The organism is Dickeya dadantii NCPPB 898 (assembly GCF_000406145.1).
GTDB lineage: Bacteria > Pseudomonadota > Gammaproteobacteria > Enterobacterales > Enterobacteriaceae > Dickeya > Dickeya dadantii.
Genome location: NZ_CM001976.1, coordinates 2,328,228 through 2,346,677 on the forward strand (window position 1 = coordinate 2,328,228; position 18,450 = coordinate 2,346,677).

The 18,450-nt window shown below is 56.4% G+C and carries 16 protein-coding genes; 4 read left to right on the top strand and 12 right to left on the bottom strand.

Annotated elements, in window-relative coordinates:
• Positions 1-58: 58 nt before the first annotated feature.
• On the top strand, positions 59-550 hold the full coding sequence (locus DDA898_RS10750) for a hypothetical protein (RefSeq protein ID WP_038911199.1): 492 nt from the start codon (positions 59-61) through the stop codon (positions 548-550).
• 236 nt (positions 551-786) lie between these two features.
• Here the strand turns inward: DDA898_RS10750 and DDA898_RS10755 are convergent, their stop codons facing one another.
• Complete coding sequence (locus DDA898_RS10755) at positions 787-1,380, bottom strand: YolA family protein (protein ID WP_038901181.1); 594 nt, start codon at positions 1,378-1,380, stop codon at positions 787-789.
• Positions 1,381-1,821: 441 nt separating this feature from the next.
• Complete coding sequence (locus tag DDA898_RS10760; RefSeq protein ID WP_038901182.1) at positions 1,822-2,091, bottom strand: YciN family protein; 270 nt, start codon at positions 2,089-2,091, stop codon at positions 1,822-1,824.
• A 441-nt stretch (positions 2,092-2,532) separates the two neighbouring features.
• Here DDA898_RS10760 and topA point away from each other — a divergent pair, with 441 nt between their 5' ends.
• Complete coding sequence (gene topA, locus DDA898_RS10765) at positions 2,533-5,139, top strand: type I DNA topoisomerase (protein WP_038911200.1); 2,607 nt, start codon at positions 2,533-2,535, stop codon at positions 5,137-5,139.
• Positions 5,140-5,475: 336 nt separating this feature from the next.
• Positions 5,476-6,450, top strand: a complete 975-nt coding sequence (gene cysB / locus DDA898_RS10770) for an HTH-type transcriptional regulator CysB (RefSeq protein WP_013317898.1) — start codon at positions 5,476-5,478, stop codon at positions 6,448-6,450.
• 96 nt (positions 6,451-6,546) lie between these two features.
• Here cysB and nth read toward each other — a convergent pair whose 3' ends face one another.
• The 10 genes from nth to DDA898_RS10820 form a co-directional block, all read right to left on the bottom strand.
• Positions 6,547-7,182: an endonuclease III gene (nth, locus tag DDA898_RS10775; RefSeq protein WP_013317899.1), complete on the bottom strand. Its 636-nt coding sequence runs from the start codon at positions 7,180-7,182 to the stop codon at positions 6,547-6,549.
• Position 7,183: 1 nt separating this feature from the next.
• Positions 7,184-7,876 (bottom strand): electron transport complex subunit E, encoded by a 693-nt coding sequence (locus tag DDA898_RS10780; protein WP_013317900.1) that lies wholly within the window; start codon positions 7,874-7,876, stop codon positions 7,184-7,186.
• A complete protein-coding gene (gene rsxG, locus DDA898_RS10785; protein ID WP_038902663.1) occupies positions 7,873-8,502 on the bottom strand; it encodes an electron transport complex subunit RsxG in 630 nt (209 codons plus the stop codon). Before rsxG ends, DDA898_RS10780 begins: the two co-directional genes overlap by 4 nt.
• Before the next feature lie 12 nt (positions 8,503-8,514).
• The gene (gene rsxD / locus DDA898_RS10790; protein WP_038911201.1) at positions 8,515-9,567 is read right to left on the bottom strand and encodes an electron transport complex subunit RsxD; all 1,053 of its coding nucleotides are present in this window, start codon (positions 9,565-9,567) and stop codon (positions 8,515-8,517) included.
• Positions 9,568-11,607, bottom strand: coding sequence for an electron transport complex subunit RsxC (gene rsxC, locus DDA898_RS10795; RefSeq protein ID WP_038911202.1), 2,040 nt, complete (start codon positions 11,605-11,607; stop codon positions 9,568-9,570).
• Positions 11,600-12,190 carry an electron transport complex subunit RsxB gene (rsxB, locus tag DDA898_RS10800; protein WP_013317904.1) on the bottom strand — a complete coding sequence of 197 codons (591 nt, stop codon included), beginning with the start codon at positions 12,188-12,190 and terminating at the stop codon, positions 11,600-11,602. The genes rsxC and rsxB overlap by 8 nt, the downstream gene beginning before the upstream one ends.
• Entirely contained in the window at positions 12,190-12,771 is a 582-nt protein-coding gene (gene rsxA, locus DDA898_RS10805; RefSeq protein ID WP_013317905.1) for an electron transport complex subunit RsxA, read from the bottom strand. Before rsxA ends, rsxB begins: the two co-directional genes overlap by 1 nt.
• Before the next feature lie 280 nt (positions 12,772-13,051).
• Entirely contained in the window at positions 13,052-13,267 is a 216-nt protein-coding gene (ydgT, locus tag DDA898_RS10810; RefSeq protein ID WP_013317906.1) for a transcription modulator YdgT, read from the bottom strand.
• Positions 13,268-13,790: 523 nt separating this feature from the next.
• Positions 13,791-15,302 (bottom strand): L-arabinose isomerase, encoded by a 1,512-nt coding sequence (gene araA, locus DDA898_RS10815; protein ID WP_038911204.1) that lies wholly within the window; start codon positions 15,300-15,302, stop codon positions 13,791-13,793.
• 54 nt (positions 15,303-15,356) lie between these two features.
• Positions 15,357-17,042: a ribulokinase gene (locus DDA898_RS10820; protein ID WP_038911205.1), complete on the bottom strand. Its 1,686-nt coding sequence runs from the start codon at positions 17,040-17,042 to the stop codon at positions 15,357-15,359.
• Between the two features lie 382 nt (positions 17,043-17,424).
• Between DDA898_RS10820 and DDA898_RS10825 the strand changes: the two genes are divergently transcribed.
• Positions 17,425-18,408, top strand: coding sequence for an arabinose ABC transporter substrate-binding protein (locus DDA898_RS10825; RefSeq protein ID WP_038911206.1), 984 nt, complete (start codon positions 17,425-17,427; stop codon positions 18,406-18,408).
• The last annotated feature ends 42 nt before the right edge of the window (positions 18,409-18,450 follow it).

The following is an 18,450-nucleotide window of genomic DNA, read 5'->3' on the forward strand; positions in this document are numbered from 1 at the left end:
AAGCATTGTCCACAGGACAGGCGAGCTTTGCTTTCTATGACAGACGTAAGGATATGCGATGAAAATTGATTCTGAAGAATACAACCTGTTGGTCAATCAGCGTTCTCAGGCAGATAACGCTACTCGCCGCACGGAAGAGACGTCGGCATTCGCCGCGCTGCTGGCCGCGAATATTAACGCGTCGTCCCCGACCAGTCAGCCGGTCACGGCTTCGTCTGCGCAGGCCGATACCTATGACTTTACCCGAATGACGCCCACCGCCTTGCATGAATCCGTCAATCGTCTGATTCGCAGCGGTCAACTGGATCTTGATCAAACGACACCCCTGGTTGGCATGATGGGCTCTACCGAACTGTCTAACGCTGGGGTAATGGGAACCTCCGCTCTGGCTTATTCAGAGCAGCCGATGAATGTGTTTAATAACTTGCAGCAGAACATGGCCGTTGCGTTGTCGCGTAACGATAGCCAAAGCGCGGATGGTCTGCAGCGTACGATCGATGCGTTACGCCGCTTGCAAGGGCAGACCATAGCGTCTGACGTTCGCGCGTAAGCGGGGGGATAAGCGCACCGAGCAATTCCGTCATTAACCATATTATTTTTGCCGTTATTTCTATCCATAGTCATGCATGACTGCGGGCTATGGATTTTTATTTTTTAATTTCTGATAATCGCGTGCTGTATTTATAGTAATGCCAGGCTAGGTTTCTTTTTTGAGTCGCGGTATGTGGTCAGTGCGGGATGTTTTATTTAGATAGAACGGCCCGAATGGACCGTTCAGATGACGAATTATTTAATATAGGTCTGTGTGAACAATGTATTTCTCGGCGCGTTGGTGGAGGTGTCCTGGAATTTGAACTGGCCGTTATCAGTCCCGTCCAAATTGTAATAGTACATCCAGCCAACAACAGTATATCCAGCCGGGCAAGGGAAGGTGTACTGATTCCCGACAATACAAATACCGTCAGTTTGATAATTGGCCGAACGGGGCAATATACCGCCATTCATCCAGGCAACGGGGTTGTTGCCGTAACCAATTTCCTGCACCGCTACTCTGAGCTGGGCGCCGCCGTGGTCACAGGTCGTTGAGAGCTGGCCGACAGACGTCATATATTCCCAGCCGCAGTTTGATGAACCAACCGCATACACGGTAACCCGAGACAGCGCCGGAGCGGGGGCCCGCAAGGCGCCGGAGGTGGAGGCGCGGGATGTGTCTCTGGCTGCAGACAGTGGGCTGTTGCTTTCCAGTGAATCAAACGCCGTCAGACCTAATTCGATCGGCGGACCTGCTTCATCGGTATTATTGATGGTTTGCGAATAGCCGGCATGGCTAAAAATTGCTGCGAGTGACAATAACAAAGGCAATCCGAATTGCTTTTTCATAACACTCTCCGTAAGTGATTTTTAATTAATGCCTGTGTGGCATCGGTGGCGAGTATAAATAACGACCTTTGGTTTGTAAATAAATTGAAAAATTTGTTTTTAATTGTTTTGAATTTGTTTTTTGAAATCAGTTCATTTAAAGTTATATTTTTTAAAATTAATGGTGATATATTTTTTAAAAAATAATTTTGCTGCTTATTTTAAATAATGCTGTGTCTGTGTTGATGGCGATGTCCATTCAAACATAATGCGAGCTGCCCGGTATCAACCTCATCTTTGGATGTATATAGAATAAACGCCTGTGTGGGGCAGAGCGCTCAACGAATCAGAATGATCGGAGCAGCACAATGACGGAATCACGCGGTGATCCCTGCGGTATACATCGGGGAAAACACCGGGTACTGCCCACATCAGCAGGCAGCGCCCGGCGCGATTCGGGTGTTAATCGATTAACTGATATTTTTCCGACAAAACATGTGCCAGGTGTTTGAACATATTGAACACCGCCGTGGTCTTGTGCGTCGGTAATCCATCATCGTCGAGAAAGTACTCGCCACGGAACACCAGCACGCCGTTCTTTTGGTCAACCGCATCGGCCTGCATGCCGTGCAGGTAATCTTCGTGGTTTTTAATCAGTGCATTGGCTTCCAGCAGCAAGGCTTCACGGCCAATCGGCGTTTTTTCTTCATTTATGTGTGTCAAACCAGACATGGGATTTCTCTCCTGCAAATAACCCTTGTTTTGCTGACGCTATTGTATCGCCTGAACGGAATTTATCGCAAACTGACTGATTCTTAGTCGCCTGTTTGCCGATAAATACGAGAGTAACGATTGGCGAAAACGGGTTTTACATGCTAATTAGGTTGCGTGGTGTTATTTATCAGGTAGAGTGTGGGATTTTGCATCGTCAAGCGGAATAATTGCTTTGCGCCGGGACGGAACCGGTTACCGCAGAGGGCGGTGCAGTAAACGAATAATCCTGAATGATCATAGGGTTGCTGCGCGGTGAGTGCGTGCGGCGCGCCGTCGACGCACCAACAGAACGATTTTCCCGCAACCATGATGGTTCAGGCTACGCCGGCTGGAAAGCCAGAGCGAATAACTGAGAAAATTTCTTCTTTTTTCAAAGAATTCAGTAGGTAACAATATATTATGGGTAAAGCTCTCGTTATCGTCGAGTCCCCGGCAAAAGCCAAAACGATTAATAAGTACCTTGGCAATGATTTCGTGGTGAAATCCAGCGTGGGGCATGTACGCGACTTACCGACCAGCGGCTCCGGTTCGGCGAGCAAGAAAAGCGCTGAGGCCAACGGGGAGAAAGCCAAAAAAGCGGTCAAGAAAAAAGATGAAAAAACCGCGCTGGTCAACCGTATGGGGGTGGATCCCTATCGCGGCTGGCAGGCCAATTATGAGATCCTGCCCGGCAAGGAAAAAGTCGTATCTGAACTGAAAACGCTGGCGCAGAACGCCGATCACGTCTATCTCGCAACCGACCTTGACCGCGAAGGGGAAGCCATTGCCTGGCACCTGCGGGAAATCATCGGCGGTGACGACAAGCGGTTCAGCCGCGTGGTGTTCAACGAGATCACCAAAAACGCCATTCGTCAGGCGTTCGAGAATCCGGGCGAGCTGAATATCAACCGTGTCAACGCCCAACAGGCGCGCCGTTTTATGGATCGCGTGGTGGGTTACATGGTGTCGCCGCTGTTGTGGAAAAAAATTGCCCGCGGGCTGTCCGCCGGGCGCGTGCAGTCGGTGGCGGTACGTCTGGTGGTGGAACGCGAGCGAGAAATCAAAGCGTTTGTGCCGGAAGAATTCTGGGAATTGCATGCCGATTTGTTGGCGAACCCGGACATTGCGCTGCAGATGCAGGTAACGCATCACAACGGCAAACCATTCCGGCCGGTTAATCAGGCGCAAACGCAAGCGGCGGTCAGCCTGCTGGAAAAAGCCAGCTATGTGGTAGCCGAGCGTGAAGATAAGCCGACCAGCAGCAAGCCGGGCGCGCCGTTCATTACCTCTACTCTGCAACAGGCCGCCAGTACCCGTCTGGGCTTCGGCGTGAAAAAGACCATGATGATGGCGCAGCGGTTGTATGAAGCCGGCCACATTACTTACATGCGTACCGATTCCACCAACCTGAGTCAGGATGCGCTGGCGATGGCGCGCGACTATATCCAGGATGAATTCGGCAAACGCTATCTGCCGGAAGCGCCCAACCTCTACACCAGCAAGGAAAACTCGCAGGAAGCGCACGAAGCCATTCGCCCTTCCGATGTGAAAGTGCTGGCCGATCAACTCAAAGACATGGAAGCGGATGCGCAGAAGCTGTATCAGCTGATTTGGCGGCAGTTTGTGGCCTGCCAGATGATGCCGGCCCAGTATGATTCCACCACACTGGTGGTTAGCGCCGGCGATTATCAGCTGCGCGCCAAAGGGCGTACCCTGCGTTTCGACGGCTGGACCAAAGTGATGCCGGCGCTGCGCAAAGGCGACGAAGATCGTACGTTGCCGGCCATTGACGTGGGGCAATCCCTGTCGCTGGAAAAACTGCTGCCAAGCCAGCACTTTACCAAACCGCCGGCGCGTTACAGCGAAGCATCGTTGGTCAAAGAGCTGGAAAAGCGCGGTATCGGCCGTCCTTCCACGTATGCCGCCATTATTTCCACCATTCAGGATCGTGGCTATGTGCGGGTGGAAAACCGTCGTTTCTACGCGGAGAAGATGGGGGAGATCGTTACCGATCGGCTGGAGGATAACTTCCGCGAGCTGATGAACTATGATTTTACCGCCCGTATGGAAAACAGCCTCGATCTGGTGGCGAACAGCCAGGCTGAGTGGAAAGCGGTGCTGGATGAATTCTTCGCCGAATTCAGCAAACAACTGGAAACCGCCGAGCAAGAGCCGGACGAAGGCGGCATGAAGCCGAATCAGATGGTGCTGACCAGCATTGATTGCCCGACCTGTGGCCGCAAAATGGGGATCCGTACCGCCAGTACCGGGGTGTTCCTCGGCTGTTCCGGTTACGCGCTGCCACCCAAAGAGCGCTGCAAAACCACCATCAACCTGATTCCGGAAGCGGAAGTGTTGAATGTGCTGGAAGGCGATGAGGCGGAAACCAATGCGCTGCGCGCTCGTCGCCGCTGCTCGAAATGCGGTACGGCGATGGACAGCTACCTGATCGACAATCAGCGCAAACTGCACGTGTGCGGTAATAACCCGTCCTGCGATGGTTATGAGATCGAACAAGGCGAATTCCGCCTCAAGGGTTATGACGGCCCGGTGGTGGAATGCGAGAAGTGCAGTTCGGAAATGCACCTGAAAATGGGGCGTTTCGGCAAATATATGGCCTGCACCAACGAAAGCTGCGGCAATACCCGCAAAATTCTGCGTAACGGAGAAGTGGCGCCGCCGAAAGAAGATCCGGTGCCATTACCGGAGCTGGCGTGCGAGAAATCCGACGCCTATTTTGTGCTGCGCGATGGCGCCGCCGGCGTATTCCTGGCGGCCAACACCTTCCCGAAATCGCGAGAAACCCGCGCGCCGTTGGTGGAAGAGCTGGTGCGTTTCCGCGATCGTTTGCCGGAGAAATTGCGCTATCTGGCCGAGGCGCCGGTAACCGATCCGGAAGGCAACAAAACGCTGGTACGGTTCAGTCGCAAAACCAAACAGCAGTATGTTTCCTCTGAAAAAGAGGGCAAAGCTACCGGATGGTCGGCATTTTATGTGGATGGCAAGTGGGTGGAAAGCAGCCGCTAATTACGCCGATAATTGACTAAAACCGCATTTTTTCCATCGGTTTGCGGTTACATTACGTTAAGCCAGCCTGTATAGGCTGGCTTTTTTGATCCATGAACCATGAATATCATCCGCTGGCAGCCGATAACAAAAAAGGAAATAAAAACCCGTTTTCCAGTAGCAGTGCTGTCTAAGTAATACAGAAAGTGGTTATATAAAATATTTTTTTATGCTTAAATGGCATTTAAGTGGCGAGAATCTATACCGTTGTATTGAGCAGTCACCCGCTTGTCAACGCAGATAACGTCAACAATACAGATGCCGCCGCGCATGACATATTACGGAATGGGATAACTTATGAAACTGCAACAGCTTCGTTATATCGTTGAAGTTGTTAATCACAATCTGAACGTTTCCTCGACCGCCGAGGGGTTGTACACCTCCCAGCCGGGGATCAGTAAACAGGTTCGGATGCTTGAAGATGAACTGGGTATTCAGATCTTTGCACGCAGCGGAAAACATTTGACCCAGGTGACGCCCGCCGGGCAGGAAATCATTCGTATCGCCCGTGAGGTGTTGTCCAAGGTCGATGCCATCAAGGCGGTGGCAGGCGAGCACACCTATCCTGACAAAGGCTCGCTGTATGTCGCCACCACGCATACTCAGGCGCGTTACGCGCTGCCTGACGTGATCAAAGGGTTTATCGAGCGTTATCCACGCGTTTCGCTGCATATGCATCAAGGTTCGCCGATGCAGATTGCCGAAGCCGTGGCCAAAGGCTCAGCGGATTTTGCCATCGCCACCGAAGCGCTGCATTTGTATGAAGACCTGATCATGCTGCCGTGCTATCACTGGAACCGCGCGGTGGTAGTGAAACCGGATCATCCGCTGGCGGGTAAAACCGATATCAGCATTGAGGAGCTGGCCGCATACCCGATCGTCACCTATACCTTCGGTTTTACCGGCCGCTCCGAGCTGGATACCGCGTTCAACCGGGCCGGACTGACGCCGCGCATCGTGTTTACCGCGACCGATGCCGATGTGATCAAAACCTACGTCCGTCTGGGTCTGGGCGTCGGCGTCATCGCCAACATGGCGGTGGACCCGGCCAGCGATCCGGATTTGGTGGCCATCAACGCCGATAACCTGTTCAGCTATAGCACCACCAAAATCGGTTTTCGTCGCAGCACGTTCCTGCGCAGCTACATGTACGATTTTATTCATCGCTTTGCGCCGCACCTGACGCGGGATGTGGTGGATACAGCAATTTCGCTGCGTTCCAATGAAGAAATCGAAGCCATGTTCAAGGACGTTACACTGCCGGTGAAGTAATGCGTCCGTTTCACTCCGCGGCATGATGCAACAAGGGCAGGTGAGAACCTGCCCTTGTCATTATTGAATAGCATTACGGCATAAAAGAGGCGCCGGTCAGATGTCGACCTTTTCCTTATATTCGCACAAGTCTTCTATCAGACAGGCGCCGCAGCGAGGCTTACGGGCGACGCAGGTATAACGGCCGTGCAGGATCAACCAGTGGTGGCAGTCGACCTTGAATTCCGCCGGGACGTATTTCAGTAATTTTTCTTCCACCTGCTCGACGGTTTTTCCCGGTGCAAAGTGGGTTCGATTACAGACGCGAAAGATATGGGTATCCACCGCGATGGTGGGCCAGCCAAAGGCGGTATTCAGCACCACGTTGGCGGTTTTACGCCCGACGCCGGGCAGGGCTTCCAGCGCGGCGCGATCTTCCGGCACCTGGCCCTGATGTTGATCCAGCAGAATGCGGCAGGTTTTGATGATGTTTTCAGCCTTGCCGTTGAACAGCCCGATGGTCTTGATATAGGACTTCACGCCGTCTACGCCTAAATCCAGCATCCCCTGCGGCGTATTCGCCACCGGATAGAGCTTTTCCGTGGCTTTGTTGACGCTGACGTCGGTGGCCTGCGCGGACAGCAGCACCGAAATGAGCAGCTCAAACGGCGAACTGAATTTCAGTTCGGTGGTTGGATGCGGGTTGTTGTCTCGCAGGCGGCTAAGAATGGCAATCCGTTTCTCTTTGTTCATGTTATTCCGTCAGCGTAGATGAGCCAAGGGGCGACAGCCGTACCGTACGGGCACGGCGCTGTTTGCGTTTTTCGTCGATGAGATATTTGGCCGCCAGCATCATCCCCAGCCCGATAAAGGCGCCGGGCGGCAGAATCATCAGCAGGAACGGTGAGTCCATGTGCACCACTTCGACCCGTAACACCCGTGCCCAACTGCCCAGCAGCAGGTCGGCGCCGTCAAACAGCGTGCCGTTGCCGAGGATCTCTCTTATCGCGCCCAGCACAAACAGCGCACTGGTGGCGCCCAGCCCCATGAACAGGCCGTCCAGCGCCGACAGCATCACCGTATTTTTCGATGCGAAGGCTTCCGCGCGCCCAATCACGATACAGTTGGTAACGATCAGCGGGATAAAAATCCCCAGCGATTGATACAGACCGTAGGCGTAAGCGTTGATCAGCATCTGCACGATGGTAACCACCGAGGCAATCAGCAAGACGTAAATCGGAATGCGGATTTCGCCCGGCACCCAGCGTCGCAGCGCGGAAACGGCAATGTTGGTGCATGTCAGCACCAGTGTGGTGGCGAGCCCCAGCCCGAGCGCATTGGTGGCGGTGGAGGTCACCGCCAGCAGCGGGCACAGCCCCAGCAATTGCACCAGTGCCGAGTTGTTTTTCCACAATCCCTGCAAAGCCAGTTCTTTGGTCTGGTTCATGGTTTATCTCCACATGGCGTCAGGGTGGACAGCCGCGGCGGCAAGGTTTGTAAAAACAAGGCGCCGCGTTTCACCGCATTGACGACCGCGCGCGGGGTGATGGTGGCGCCGGTAAACTGATCAAACTGGCCGCCGTCTTTTTTCACCGCCCAGCGGCTGTCCTGCGGACCGGTGATGGCCTGGCCGGTAAAACGCGTTATCCAGTCGGAAATGCGGATATCGATCTTGTCGCCCAGTCCAGGCGTTTCATGATGTTCGGTGACCCGCGTGCCCAGCACGGTACCATGAAAATCCGCGCCAATCAGCAGATGGATCGCGCCGGAATAACCGTCAGGCGCGGTGCTTTCCAGCGCGGCGGCGACCGGCGCGCCGTCGCGGCGGGCGATGTACACGCGGTGTGGCGAGGAGGAACCCAGCGACGGGTCGCTGACCAGATAACACTCGCTGAGCAAATCGTTGTTATAGCGATCGGCAGGCAGCACCTGGTCCAGCAGCGTGCGCTGTTGCGCAATGACCTGCTGTGAAATGGTTTTCTCGGTCAGGGCGTTGACCAGTGCGGTCAACCCGGTGGTCAAGGCGGCAAACAGCGCCAGCGTGGTGGCGTGGCGGCGCATAGTGGTCAGCAGCATAATTCGTCCTTAGCGATGGCCGTAAGCGCGCGGTTTGGTGAAGTAGTCGATCAACGGCACGGTAATGTTGGCCAACAGCACGGCGAAAGCCACGCCGTCAGGGTAACCACCGTAGGTGCGGATGGTCCATACCAACATGCCGATCAACGCGCCGAAAATCAGGCGACCTCTGGGCGTGGTGGAGGCGGTAACCGGGTCGGTGGCGATAAAAAACGCCCCCAGCATGGTCGCGCCGGAAAACAGGTGCAGCAGCGGCGGGGCGCTGACGTCCGGATGCAGATACCAACCCGCCAGCGCACATACCGACAGCGCGAGCAGGAAGCTGAACGGAATCTGCCAGTGAATGACCCGCACCAGCAGCATAAACAGGCCGCCGGCCAGAAATGCCAGATTAATCCATTGCCAGCCCAGCCCGGCCAGTACGCCGCCAAATAACGGCTGATGCAGTAATACATCGGGCTGATGACCGCTGCGCAGACCGGTTTTGAATGCATCCAGCGGTGTGGCCTGGCTGACGCCATCCACGCTCTGAATCAGTTGTTGGATCGTCTGACCCGCCGCTCCGTGCCCGGTGAAGATCGCCGCCAGCGCATCCTGGAACCCGACCGGCGCTGCCTGCAGTCCATCCGGCGGTAGCCAGCTGGTCATCTGAACCGGAAAGGAGATCAGCAGCACCACATAGCCGATCATCGCCGGGTTGAATGGGTTTTGCCCCAGCCCACCATACAGTTGTTTGGCGATAATAATGGCGAAGGTGGTGCCCAGCACCACCATCCACCAGGGCGTAAACGGCGGCAGGCTGATGGCCAGCAGAACGGCGGTCAGCAGGGCGGAACTGTCCTGCAGCGTTTCCAGCACCGGGCGTTTTCGCAATGACAATATCGCCGCTTCGGTAACGAGCGCGGTGACGCTGGCCAGCGCCAGCTGGATCAGGTTGCCGTAACCGAAAAACCAGGCTTGCGCCGCGATGCCGGGCACACAGGCGGCCAGAACCCAGCGCATAATATTGCGGGTGGACTGGCGGTTATGGGTAAACGGTGAGGGTGCGATTCTGAAAGCCATTTAATCCTCTTGCGACGCCTGCGATGCGGCGGCCTTACGTGCTTTAACCCGAGCGATGGCGGCTGCCACGGCCGCTTTGCGTGGGTCGATGATCTCGGTCGGAGCGGTGTCAGCCGATGTGGCTGGGAACTCACTCTCCGGCGCCTGCGCCACGGTGGATGCCGATGCGTTGGGTGACAATGTCACGTTTTCCGCACTACCGGACTGCGCGGCCTTGCGTGCTTTGACGCGGGCAATGGCGGCCGCCACGGCGGCTTTGCGTGGGTCGGCATCATCGTTGGTGGCGACAGCGGGCGTAAGTTCCGAGGGACTTGTCGTTGCCTGCTGTTCATCCCGGCGAGCCTGAACCCGGGCGATTGCCGCTGCGATGGCGGCTTTCGGCGCGTCGTCTTGCGGCGTGCCCAGCGCTTTTTCCGCCTGATGTTCGCGCGCCTGCGCCTTGCGGGCTTCGCGGGCGGCGATCACGGCGCGGTTATCCGGCTGTTGGCCCGGTTCAATGCGGATTTCGGCCTGAACAACCGTGGCCTGTTTGGCGCGCACTCGTTCCAGCGCCGCTATCACCGCGTCTTTGTCGGTGGAAGCTACGCTGGCGGCGGCCTGTTTATGGCGCTGTTCGCGCGCCTGTTTTTCCCGTTCCAGACGGGCCTGACGCGCATCAAAGCGCGCTTTGGCTTCCACCGCCTTGCGGGATTCCAGATCCAACGCCTGAATCTCGGCTTTTTCCCGACGGTAATACTGCACCAGCGGGATATTGCTGGGGCAAACGTACGCGCAGGCGCCGCATTCGATGCAGTCGAATAGATGATGCTGGCGCGCCTTCTCGTGCTCCTGTCCCCGGCTAAACCAGTAAAGCTGCTGCGGCAGCAGCCCGGCCGGGCAGGCATCGGCACATTTGCCGCAACGAATGCAGGCTTGTTCCTCTTCCTGCGCCTGAATCTCATCGCGGGCTGGAGCCAGAATACAGTTGCTGGTCTTGATGATCGGTACGTCCAGCGCGGGCAGGGTGAATCCCATCAGTGGCCCGCCCATAATCACCATCGGCTGAGTGGTGGTGACATGGTAGCCGGCGTGGCGCAGCAGATGACGCACCGGCGTGCCCAGTCTGGCCCAGACGTTGCCCGGCTGGCGCAACGCATCACCGGTCAGGGTGACGACGCGTTCGGTCAGCGGCTCGCCGTTAATGACCGCCCGCTTGACGGCGTACGCGGTGCCGACGTTTTGCATCAATACGCCGATAGACGCCGAATGTTTACCGAAGGGCACTTCTTTGCCGGTCAGGATACGGGTCAACTGCTTGGCGCCGCCGGACGGGTATTTCGTGGGGATGACCCGCATCTGGATGCGCGGGTAATCCACCAGCGCCGCGCGCAGCGCCGCGATAGCTTCCGGTTTGTTGTCTTCGATGCCCAGCAGGATACGTTGCGGTTGCAGCAGATGGTCGAGGATGTCGACCCCCTGCGCGATCTCCTGCGCACACTCCTGCATCAGACGATCGTCGGCGGTGATGTAGGGCTCGCACTCGGCGGCGTTGATAATCAGGGTGTCGATGCCGCGCAGGCCGCCTTGCAGTTTGGCGGCGGTGGGAAAGCCGGCGCCGCCCAGCCCGGCGATGCCGGCCTGATGCAGATGTTCGACTAATGCGGACGTCGTCGCCTGACGGTAATCGGTGACGGGGCGGCGTTCGCACCAACGGTCCTGACCGTCGGGAATAATAATGATGCTGAGCTCGGTCAACCCGGATGGGTGATTGCTCATATGCTGGCGGATGGCGTGTACCGTCCCGGAGGTCGGCGCGTGCACCGGCAGCATGCGGCCAGTGCCGCGTGTCAGCGGCTGCCCTCGCAGTACCGGATCGCCGACGTTGACGCACAGGTCGCCTTCCGGCCCGAGATGTTGCTTGAGCGGGATAATCAAATAGTCAGGCATAGGGACTTGCCGCAGCGGTACCTGACTGGATTGGGTTTTCATTTCCGGGGGATGGATTCCGCCTGAAAAATCCCAGATTCTGTCTTTTCTGAAGGCGGCGAACAGCTTAAACATGATTTTCGATCACACGGTTTTCCGCCTGGATAACGCGCACCGGAATGGCATCGAGATTCCATTTCCAACTGGCGGTCGTCGGGGCTAAGGGTCTTAATTCGATACAATCCGTTGGGCAGGGCGGCACGCACAGGTTGCAGCCGGTGCACAGATCGCGGATGACGGTATGTACGGCGCGGGTGGTGCCGACAATGGCGTCCACCGGGCAGGCCTGGATGCATTTGGTACAGCCGATGCAGTTGTCCTCATCGACCCAGGCGACCAGCGGCTCCGGTTTTTGCGGCGCTTCTGCGTCAAGCGGCTGCGGCTCGACGCTCATCCGCTCCGCCAGCTTAAGCATCAGCGGTTCGCCGCCCGGCACGCATTTGTTGATCTGCTCATTATTGAGGGCGATCGCTTCGGCGTAGGGGCGACAGCCGGGATAACCGCACTGGCCGCACTGGCTTTGCGGCAGCATGGCGTCCAGTTGCTCAACCACTGGGTCTTCTTCCACCTGAAAGCGGCGCGAGGCAAAGCCCAGGATTAACCCGAACACCAGCGCCAGCGCGCTGAGCGCGGCTATGGCTACCCAGATGGTAATCATCAGAGTTTCACCAGACCGGTAAAGCCCATAAAGGCCAGCGACATCAGGCCGGCCGTTACCAGTGCGATAGACGAGCCACGGAACGGCGCGGGCACATCGGCCACGGCGAGGCGTTCGCGCAGCGCGGCAAACAGCACCAATACCAGTGAAAAGCCGACGGCGGCGCTGAAACCATAGATGGTTGATTGCAGAAAATTGTGCGATTGATTCACGCTAAGCAGCGCGACGCCGAGAACGGCGCAGTTGGTGGTGATCAGCGGCAGAAAGATACCCAATAAACGGTAGAGCGCCGGGCTGGTTTTCCGCACCGCCAACTCGGTGAATTGCACCACCACGGCAAAAACCAGGATAAAGGCCAGCGTGCGCAGATAGAGCAGGTTTAACGGCAGTAGCACATAAGTGTTGACCAGCCAGGAGAACACCGACCCCAGCGTCATCACAAATGTGGTGGCAAACCCCATGCCGATGGCGGCTTCCAGCTTTTTGGACACGCCCATGAACGGGCATAAGCCCAGGAATTTCACCAGTACGAAGTTGTTGACCAAAATCGTGCCAACAAACAGCAAGACATATTCGCTCATTACAGTGCCTACAAAATAAAACCGGCGTATTATCGGGCATTGTCCGGCGTTCGGCAACTTACCCTCTGTAGGGATATTAGGCAATCGCGCTATCAAGGGGGCGATAAAAGGTAAGCGTGCGTGATATAACGCGATATAAAAGGTAAGAAAATATCAAGAGACGTGCGAGAAAGAGAAGGCGGGAAGAGCGCGCGGCGGCACGCGCATCCATGCTGTATCATCAGACCACCAGTACTACCTGTACTCTCAGCGCAGCTGTACCATCAGGACGCCGTTACCATCAGACCACAAAATGCCAGACGGATTTCGGCACTTGCCCGATGTCAAACAGCTTTCCGCCAGCGGCTAATTCCGCGCGGCGATGATCGGCGGCACGATACATATTGATGATGTCGTGATTGTCAGTAAGAGAATAGTTCAGATGGTCAAATAATTTCTCAAGACTTTCCAACGTATTCACTTTTCTGAATTTCAATAAATATTCGTAGACACTCATTTGCATAAAATAATCAAATAGAGTTTAAAGGGAATTCAGTATATTCGCTCCGGCGGTTCTGTCCAGCACTGAATTCAGAAGCGCAGCTTATAATAGTCAACCGTAATAAAAAGGCATAAATCTACTTCATTTCTTACTGATGCCGAATATCGTAGCTTTATCATTGAGTTAATTAACACACCCCATTAATTTCAATGCGGTTAAAAATACAGCAATAGAAAATTCTGGAATACGCCGGTTAACATTTTATTCATATTATGACGTTTTTCATGCTAGCCATTCGATCTGTGTCACATTTTTTTGCTGCGCTATTATTTCCTTTCATATTAATGAAAACATTTTGTTTCATTTAAATACGATGATATTCAGGCGGAATAATGGCGATTTTTATTTCATTATTCGGAATATCACGTATTGCCAGGTTGGATGTGTCGACATGAATACAATAACTGAAATCGCTAACTGCCGGCACCAGCGTGCCGGCATGGGTTGTCATGATGGGTGACTTAACGGAGCGCCGCTATTATGCCCGGTGCCCGCACAGTTTGTAGTACAGCTCGTTCCAGCGCAGCCCGTCTCTGAAGGCCGGCAGGGTGGTGCCCTGATCAATCAACGTCAATTCGATGTTGTGCAGGTCAGCGTACAGCCGCAGATAATCGAGATCGAGCGATTGGGTGAACACGGTATGGTGGGCGCCGCCTGCCAGAATCCAGGCTTCGGCTGCCGTTTCCAGCGACGGCTGCGCCTGCCAGAGTGCGCGGGCGACCGGCAGTTTCGGCAACGGATGCGGCTGGGCGACGGTATCCACCTGATTGACCAGCAGGCGAAAACGATCGCCCAGATCGATCACGCTGACGTTCAGCGCCGCTCCGGCCGGCGCGGAGAAGATCAATCGCACCGGATCCGCTTTGCCGCCGATCCCAAGGTATTGTGCATCCAGCAGCGGTTTTTCCTCGCTGGCGATGCTGGGGCACACTTCCAGCATATGGGCGCCCAACACCAGATTGTTGCCGGGCGCGAAATGGTAGGTGTAATCCTCCATGAAGGAGGTGCCGCCGGGCAGCCCCTGCGCCATGACCTTCATTACGCGCAGCAGCGCGGCGGTTTTCCAGTCGCCTTCGGCGCCGAAACCGTATCCCTGTTGCATCAGACGTTGCACCGCCACGCCGGGCAGTTGCTTGAGGCCATAGAGGTTTTCGAAATTGGTGGTAAAAGCCTTAAAGCCGCCCTGATCGAGAAAACGTTTCAGCCCAAGCTCGATGCGGGCCGCATCCAGCAGATTTTGCCGTTTCGGACCATGCAGTTTGAGCGCTTCGCTGAGGGTGTAGCTGGCTTCGTACTCTTCAATCAGCGTATTCACGTCGCCCTGGCTGACATCGTCCACCACGCCGACCAGGTCTCCCAGCCCCCAGGCGCTGACCGCGTAACCAAACTGGATTTGCGCCCCGACTTTGTCGCCTTCGGTGACCGCCACTTCCCGCATGTTATCGCCAAAACGGGCCACTTTGAGCTGACGGCTTTCCTGCAACGCCGCCGCCACCCGCATCCACTTGGCGATGCGCTCATGGGCGTGACGATCCTGCCAGTGGCCGACCACCACCTGATGGGGCTGGCGCATGCGCGCGCCGATAAAACCGAACTCACGCCCGCCGTGGGCGGTCTGGTTCAGGTTCATAAAGTCCATGTCCATGGTGTCCCAGGGGATATCGGCGTTGAACTGGGTATGGAACTGCAGCAGCGGTTTGTTGAGGATGCTCAGACCGCCAATCCACATTTTGGCGGGCGAGAAGGTATGCAGCCAGGCCAGCAGCCCGATGCAGTTATCCTGATAATTAGCGTCGCGGCACAGCGCGGTGATTTCATCCGGAGTTTTGACCAGCGGTTTAAGTACCAGCCGCACCGGCAGGTTGGCGTCACGGTTAAGGCCATTCACCACTTTTTCGGCGTTTTCTTTCACCTGACGCAGCGCTTCCGGGCCATAAAGATGCTGACTGCCAATCACAAACCAGACTTCGAGCGGCTTAAATTGTTCCATGATGACTCCTGTTTGGGTTCCCAAAGGGATGTAAAAGTGATGTTCGGCAAACGCTCAATGGTCTGCCCCGGTCTGGGGGCTGTAGGCGGGCTCCGCCAGCCGACACCACTGCTGATAACGTTCGTACAGCTGTTGATAACGGGCGACTCGTTTCGGATCGGGCATCAGGGTACGTTCGATGCCGCAGGCCATATGCTGCTGGGCGATCGGGATGTCCGGGTGAACGCCGGCGGCTACGGCGGCGAAGATGGCGGCGCCCAGTGCGCAGCATTGATCCGACGCGACGATCTGCATCGGGCGGTTCATCACGTCGGTGCAGACTTGCATGATGGTGGTGGATTTACGGGCGATGCCGCCCATCGCCAGCAGGTTTTCCACCGGGATCTGTTGAGATTCGAAACAGGCCATGATGGCGCGGGCGCCAAACGCGGTGGCGGCGATCAACCCGCCAAACAGCGCCGGCGCGTCGGTGCCGAGATTGAGATCGGTGATCACCCCTTTGAGTCGCTGGTTGGCGAACGGTGTACGGCGGCCGTTAAACCAGTCGAGCACCACCGGCAGGTGATCGAGCGACGGGGCGTCGGCCCAGGCTTGCGTCAGCTGCGTCAGCAGGCTGGATTGCAGCTGTTCCAGCTGCGGCTGCCAGTCGGGGTGTTCGCGGGCGGCCAGCTGTAGCGGCCAGCCCAGCACGCGGCCAAACCAGGCGTACATGTCGCCGAAGGCGGATTGCCCGGCTTCCAGACCGATATAACCGGGCACCACGCTGCCGTCCACCTGGCCGCAGATCCCGGCGATCGTTTTGTCGCCGACTCGATCCGCATCGGCGATCACAATGTCGCAGGTCGAGGTGCCGATCACTTTGACCAGCGTGTAGGGTTGCGCCCCGGCACCGACGGCGCCCATGTGGCAATCGAAGGCGCCGCCGGCGATAACGACCTGTTCCGATAAGCCTAACCGACGCGCCCATTCCGGCGTCAGCGTGCCGACCGGACGATCGGCGGTCCAGGTATCGGTAAACAGTGGATACTGTAGTTTTTCGGTCAGGCAGGGGTCGAGCGCCTGCAGAAAGTCTTTTGGCGGCAGGCCGCCCCAGTCGGGATGCCACAGCGATTTGTGTCCGGCGCTGCAACGGCCACGGCGGATGGCGTCAGGCGCGGTGGTGCCGGAGAGCAGGGCCGGCACCCAGTCGCATAATTCTATCCAGGATACCGCCGTCTGACGCACAGAGGGATCCTGCCGGCTGATATGGAGAATTTTGGCCCAGAACCATTCCGACGAGTACACCCCGCCGATGTAGCGGGTGTAATCCGGGAACTGGCCGCTGCGGCACAGTTGGTTGATGGCTTCCGCTTCGTCAATCGCGGTGTGGTCTTTCCACAGCACGAACATGGCGTTGGGGTTGTCCGCGAATTCCGGACGCAGTGCCAGCACGTTGCCCTGTTCGTCAATCGGCGCCGGGGTGGATCCGGTCGAGTCGACGCCAATACCGATTATCTGCTGGCGCTGCTCAGGAGTAAGCCGCGCCACCACCGCGCGGATCGCCAGCTCCAGCGATTCGATGTAATCCAGCGGATGATGGCGGAACTGATTGCTGGCGGGGTGACAATATTGTCCCTGGCGCCAGCGCGGATAGTAAACCACTTCTGTTTCCAGCTCCTGTCCGCTGCGGCAATCCACCGCCAGCGCACGGACAGAATCGCTGCCAAAATCAAGACCGAGAGTAATGGCGCCCGCACTCATCGTTGCTGCTCCTGTTAATCGTAGGGATCACGCTGTTTACGATAGACAGGCCGTTCTGGCGCCGTGAGGAGCGGTTGGCTGGAAGTATGCATTTTTCTGTCACAAACAGGAGTTTTGTGATGGCGGTCATAAGTTAATGGCTGGTTAAATTCGCTGAATCTATGTACGAATCGGCTGTAGTTTCTGAATGTGATAATGCTCTCTCTTCGTGATGAAAATAACAGCTACAACTTACGCGTCTGAAGGAAAGTGGAGGATGGAATAACAATAACTCTTTGTTTTTTCATCGCTACAAAAAGGAATATCTTGCTGGGAGCGTTTACACACGTGAGGGCATCCCCGGTTGCCAGCGTGTTAAAGATAACAATGAGCGGAGAAGACCATGCATAAATTCACTAAGGTTCTGGCAGCGATTGGCCTGGCCGCGGTTATGTCACAATCAGCTATCGCGGAAAACATGAAGCTGGGCTTTCTGGTCAAACAGCCGGAAGAACCCTGGTTCCAGACCGAATGGCGGTTCGCTGACAAAGCCGGTAAAGACCTGGGATTTGACGTTATCAAGATCGCCGTACCGGATGGCGAAAAGACCCTCAATGCTATCGACAGCCTGGCGGCCAGCGGCGCCAAAGGGTTTGTCATCTGTACCCCCGACCCGAAGCTGGGCTCGGCCATCGTAGCCAAAGCGCGCAGCTATAACCTGAAAGTGATCGCGGTGGACGATCAGTTCGTCAACGCCAAAGGGCAGCCGATGGACAGCGTACCGCTGGTAATGATGGCCGCCACCAAGATTGGCGAGCGTCAGGGGCTGGAGCTGTGGAAAGAGATGCAGAAACGCGGCTGGAAACTGCAGGAAACGGCAGTCATGGCGATCACCGCCAACGAGCTGGATACCGCCCGCCGCCGTACTTCCGGTTCGATGGACGCGCTGAAAGCGGCCGGATTCCCGGAAAAACAGATCTATCAGGTACCCACCAAATCCAATGATATCCCCGGCGCGTTCGACGCCGCCAACTCGCTGCTGGTGCAGCATCCGAACGTGAAAAACTGGCTGGTGGTCGGCATGAACGACAACACCGTGCTGGGCGGCGTGCGGGCGACTGAAGGGCAGGGATTCAAGGCCGGCAATGTAATCGGCATCGGCATCAACGGGGTGGACGCGGTCAGCGAATTGTCCAAGGCACAGCCGACCGGCTTCTACGGCTCGTTGCTGCCCAGCCCGGACGTGCACGGCTACAAGAGCATCCAGATGCTGCATGACTGGGTGACCAAAGGCGTCGAGCCGCAGAAATTCACCGAAGTGACCGACGTGGTGCTGATCACCCGCGATAACTTCAAAACCGAACTGCAGAAGAAAGGCCTGATGTAATGAACTTTGTCCAATCCCGCCTTAGCCGGCGGGGGCGGACAC

Coding starts and splice junctions, on each gene's coding strand:
- rsxD (WP_038911201.1), bottom strand. CDS start 9,567: ATGGCTTTCAGAATCGCACCCTCACCGTTTACCCATAACCGCCAGTCC.
- rsxA (WP_013317905.1), bottom strand. CDS start 12,771: ATGAGCGAATATGTCTTGCTGTTTGTTGGCACGATTTTGGTCAACAAC.
- araA (WP_038911204.1), bottom strand. CDS start 15,302: ATGGAACAATTTAAGCCGCTCGAAGTCTGGTTTGTGATTGGCAGTCAG.
- DDA898_RS10755 (WP_038901181.1), bottom strand. CDS start 1,380: ATGAAAAAGCAATTCGGATTGCCTTTGTTATTGTCACTCGCAGCAATT.
- cysB (WP_013317898.1), top strand. CDS start 5,476: ATGAAACTGCAACAGCTTCGTTATATCGTTGAAGTTGTTAATCACAAT.
- DDA898_RS10750 (WP_038911199.1), top strand. CDS start 59: ATGAAAATTGATTCTGAAGAATACAACCTGTTGGTCAATCAGCGTTCT.
- DDA898_RS10760 (WP_038901182.1), bottom strand. CDS start 2,091: ATGTCTGGTTTGACACACATAAATGAAGAAAAAACGCCGATTGGCCGT.
- rsxC (WP_038911202.1), bottom strand. CDS start 11,607: ATGTTTAAGCTGTTCGCCGCCTTCAGAAAAGACAGAATCTGGGATTTT.
- nth (WP_013317899.1), bottom strand. CDS start 7,182: ATGAACAAAGAGAAACGGATTGCCATTCTTAGCCGCCTGCGAGACAAC.
- DDA898_RS10780 (WP_013317900.1), bottom strand. CDS start 7,876: ATGAACCAGACCAAAGAACTGGCTTTGCAGGGATTGTGGAAAAACAAC.
- topA (WP_038911200.1), top strand. CDS start 2,533: ATGGGTAAAGCTCTCGTTATCGTCGAGTCCCCGGCAAAAGCCAAAACG.
- rsxB (WP_013317904.1), bottom strand. CDS start 12,190: ATGATTACCATCTGGGTAGCCATAGCCGCGCTCAGCGCGCTGGCGCTG.
- DDA898_RS10820 (WP_038911205.1), bottom strand. CDS start 17,042: ATGAGTGCGGGCGCCATTACTCTCGGTCTTGATTTTGGCAGCGATTCT.
- ydgT (WP_013317906.1), bottom strand. CDS start 13,267: ATGAGTGTCTACGAATATTTATTGAAATTCAGAAAAGTGAATACGTTG.
- DDA898_RS10825 (WP_038911206.1), top strand. CDS start 17,425: ATGCATAAATTCACTAAGGTTCTGGCAGCGATTGGCCTGGCCGCGGTT.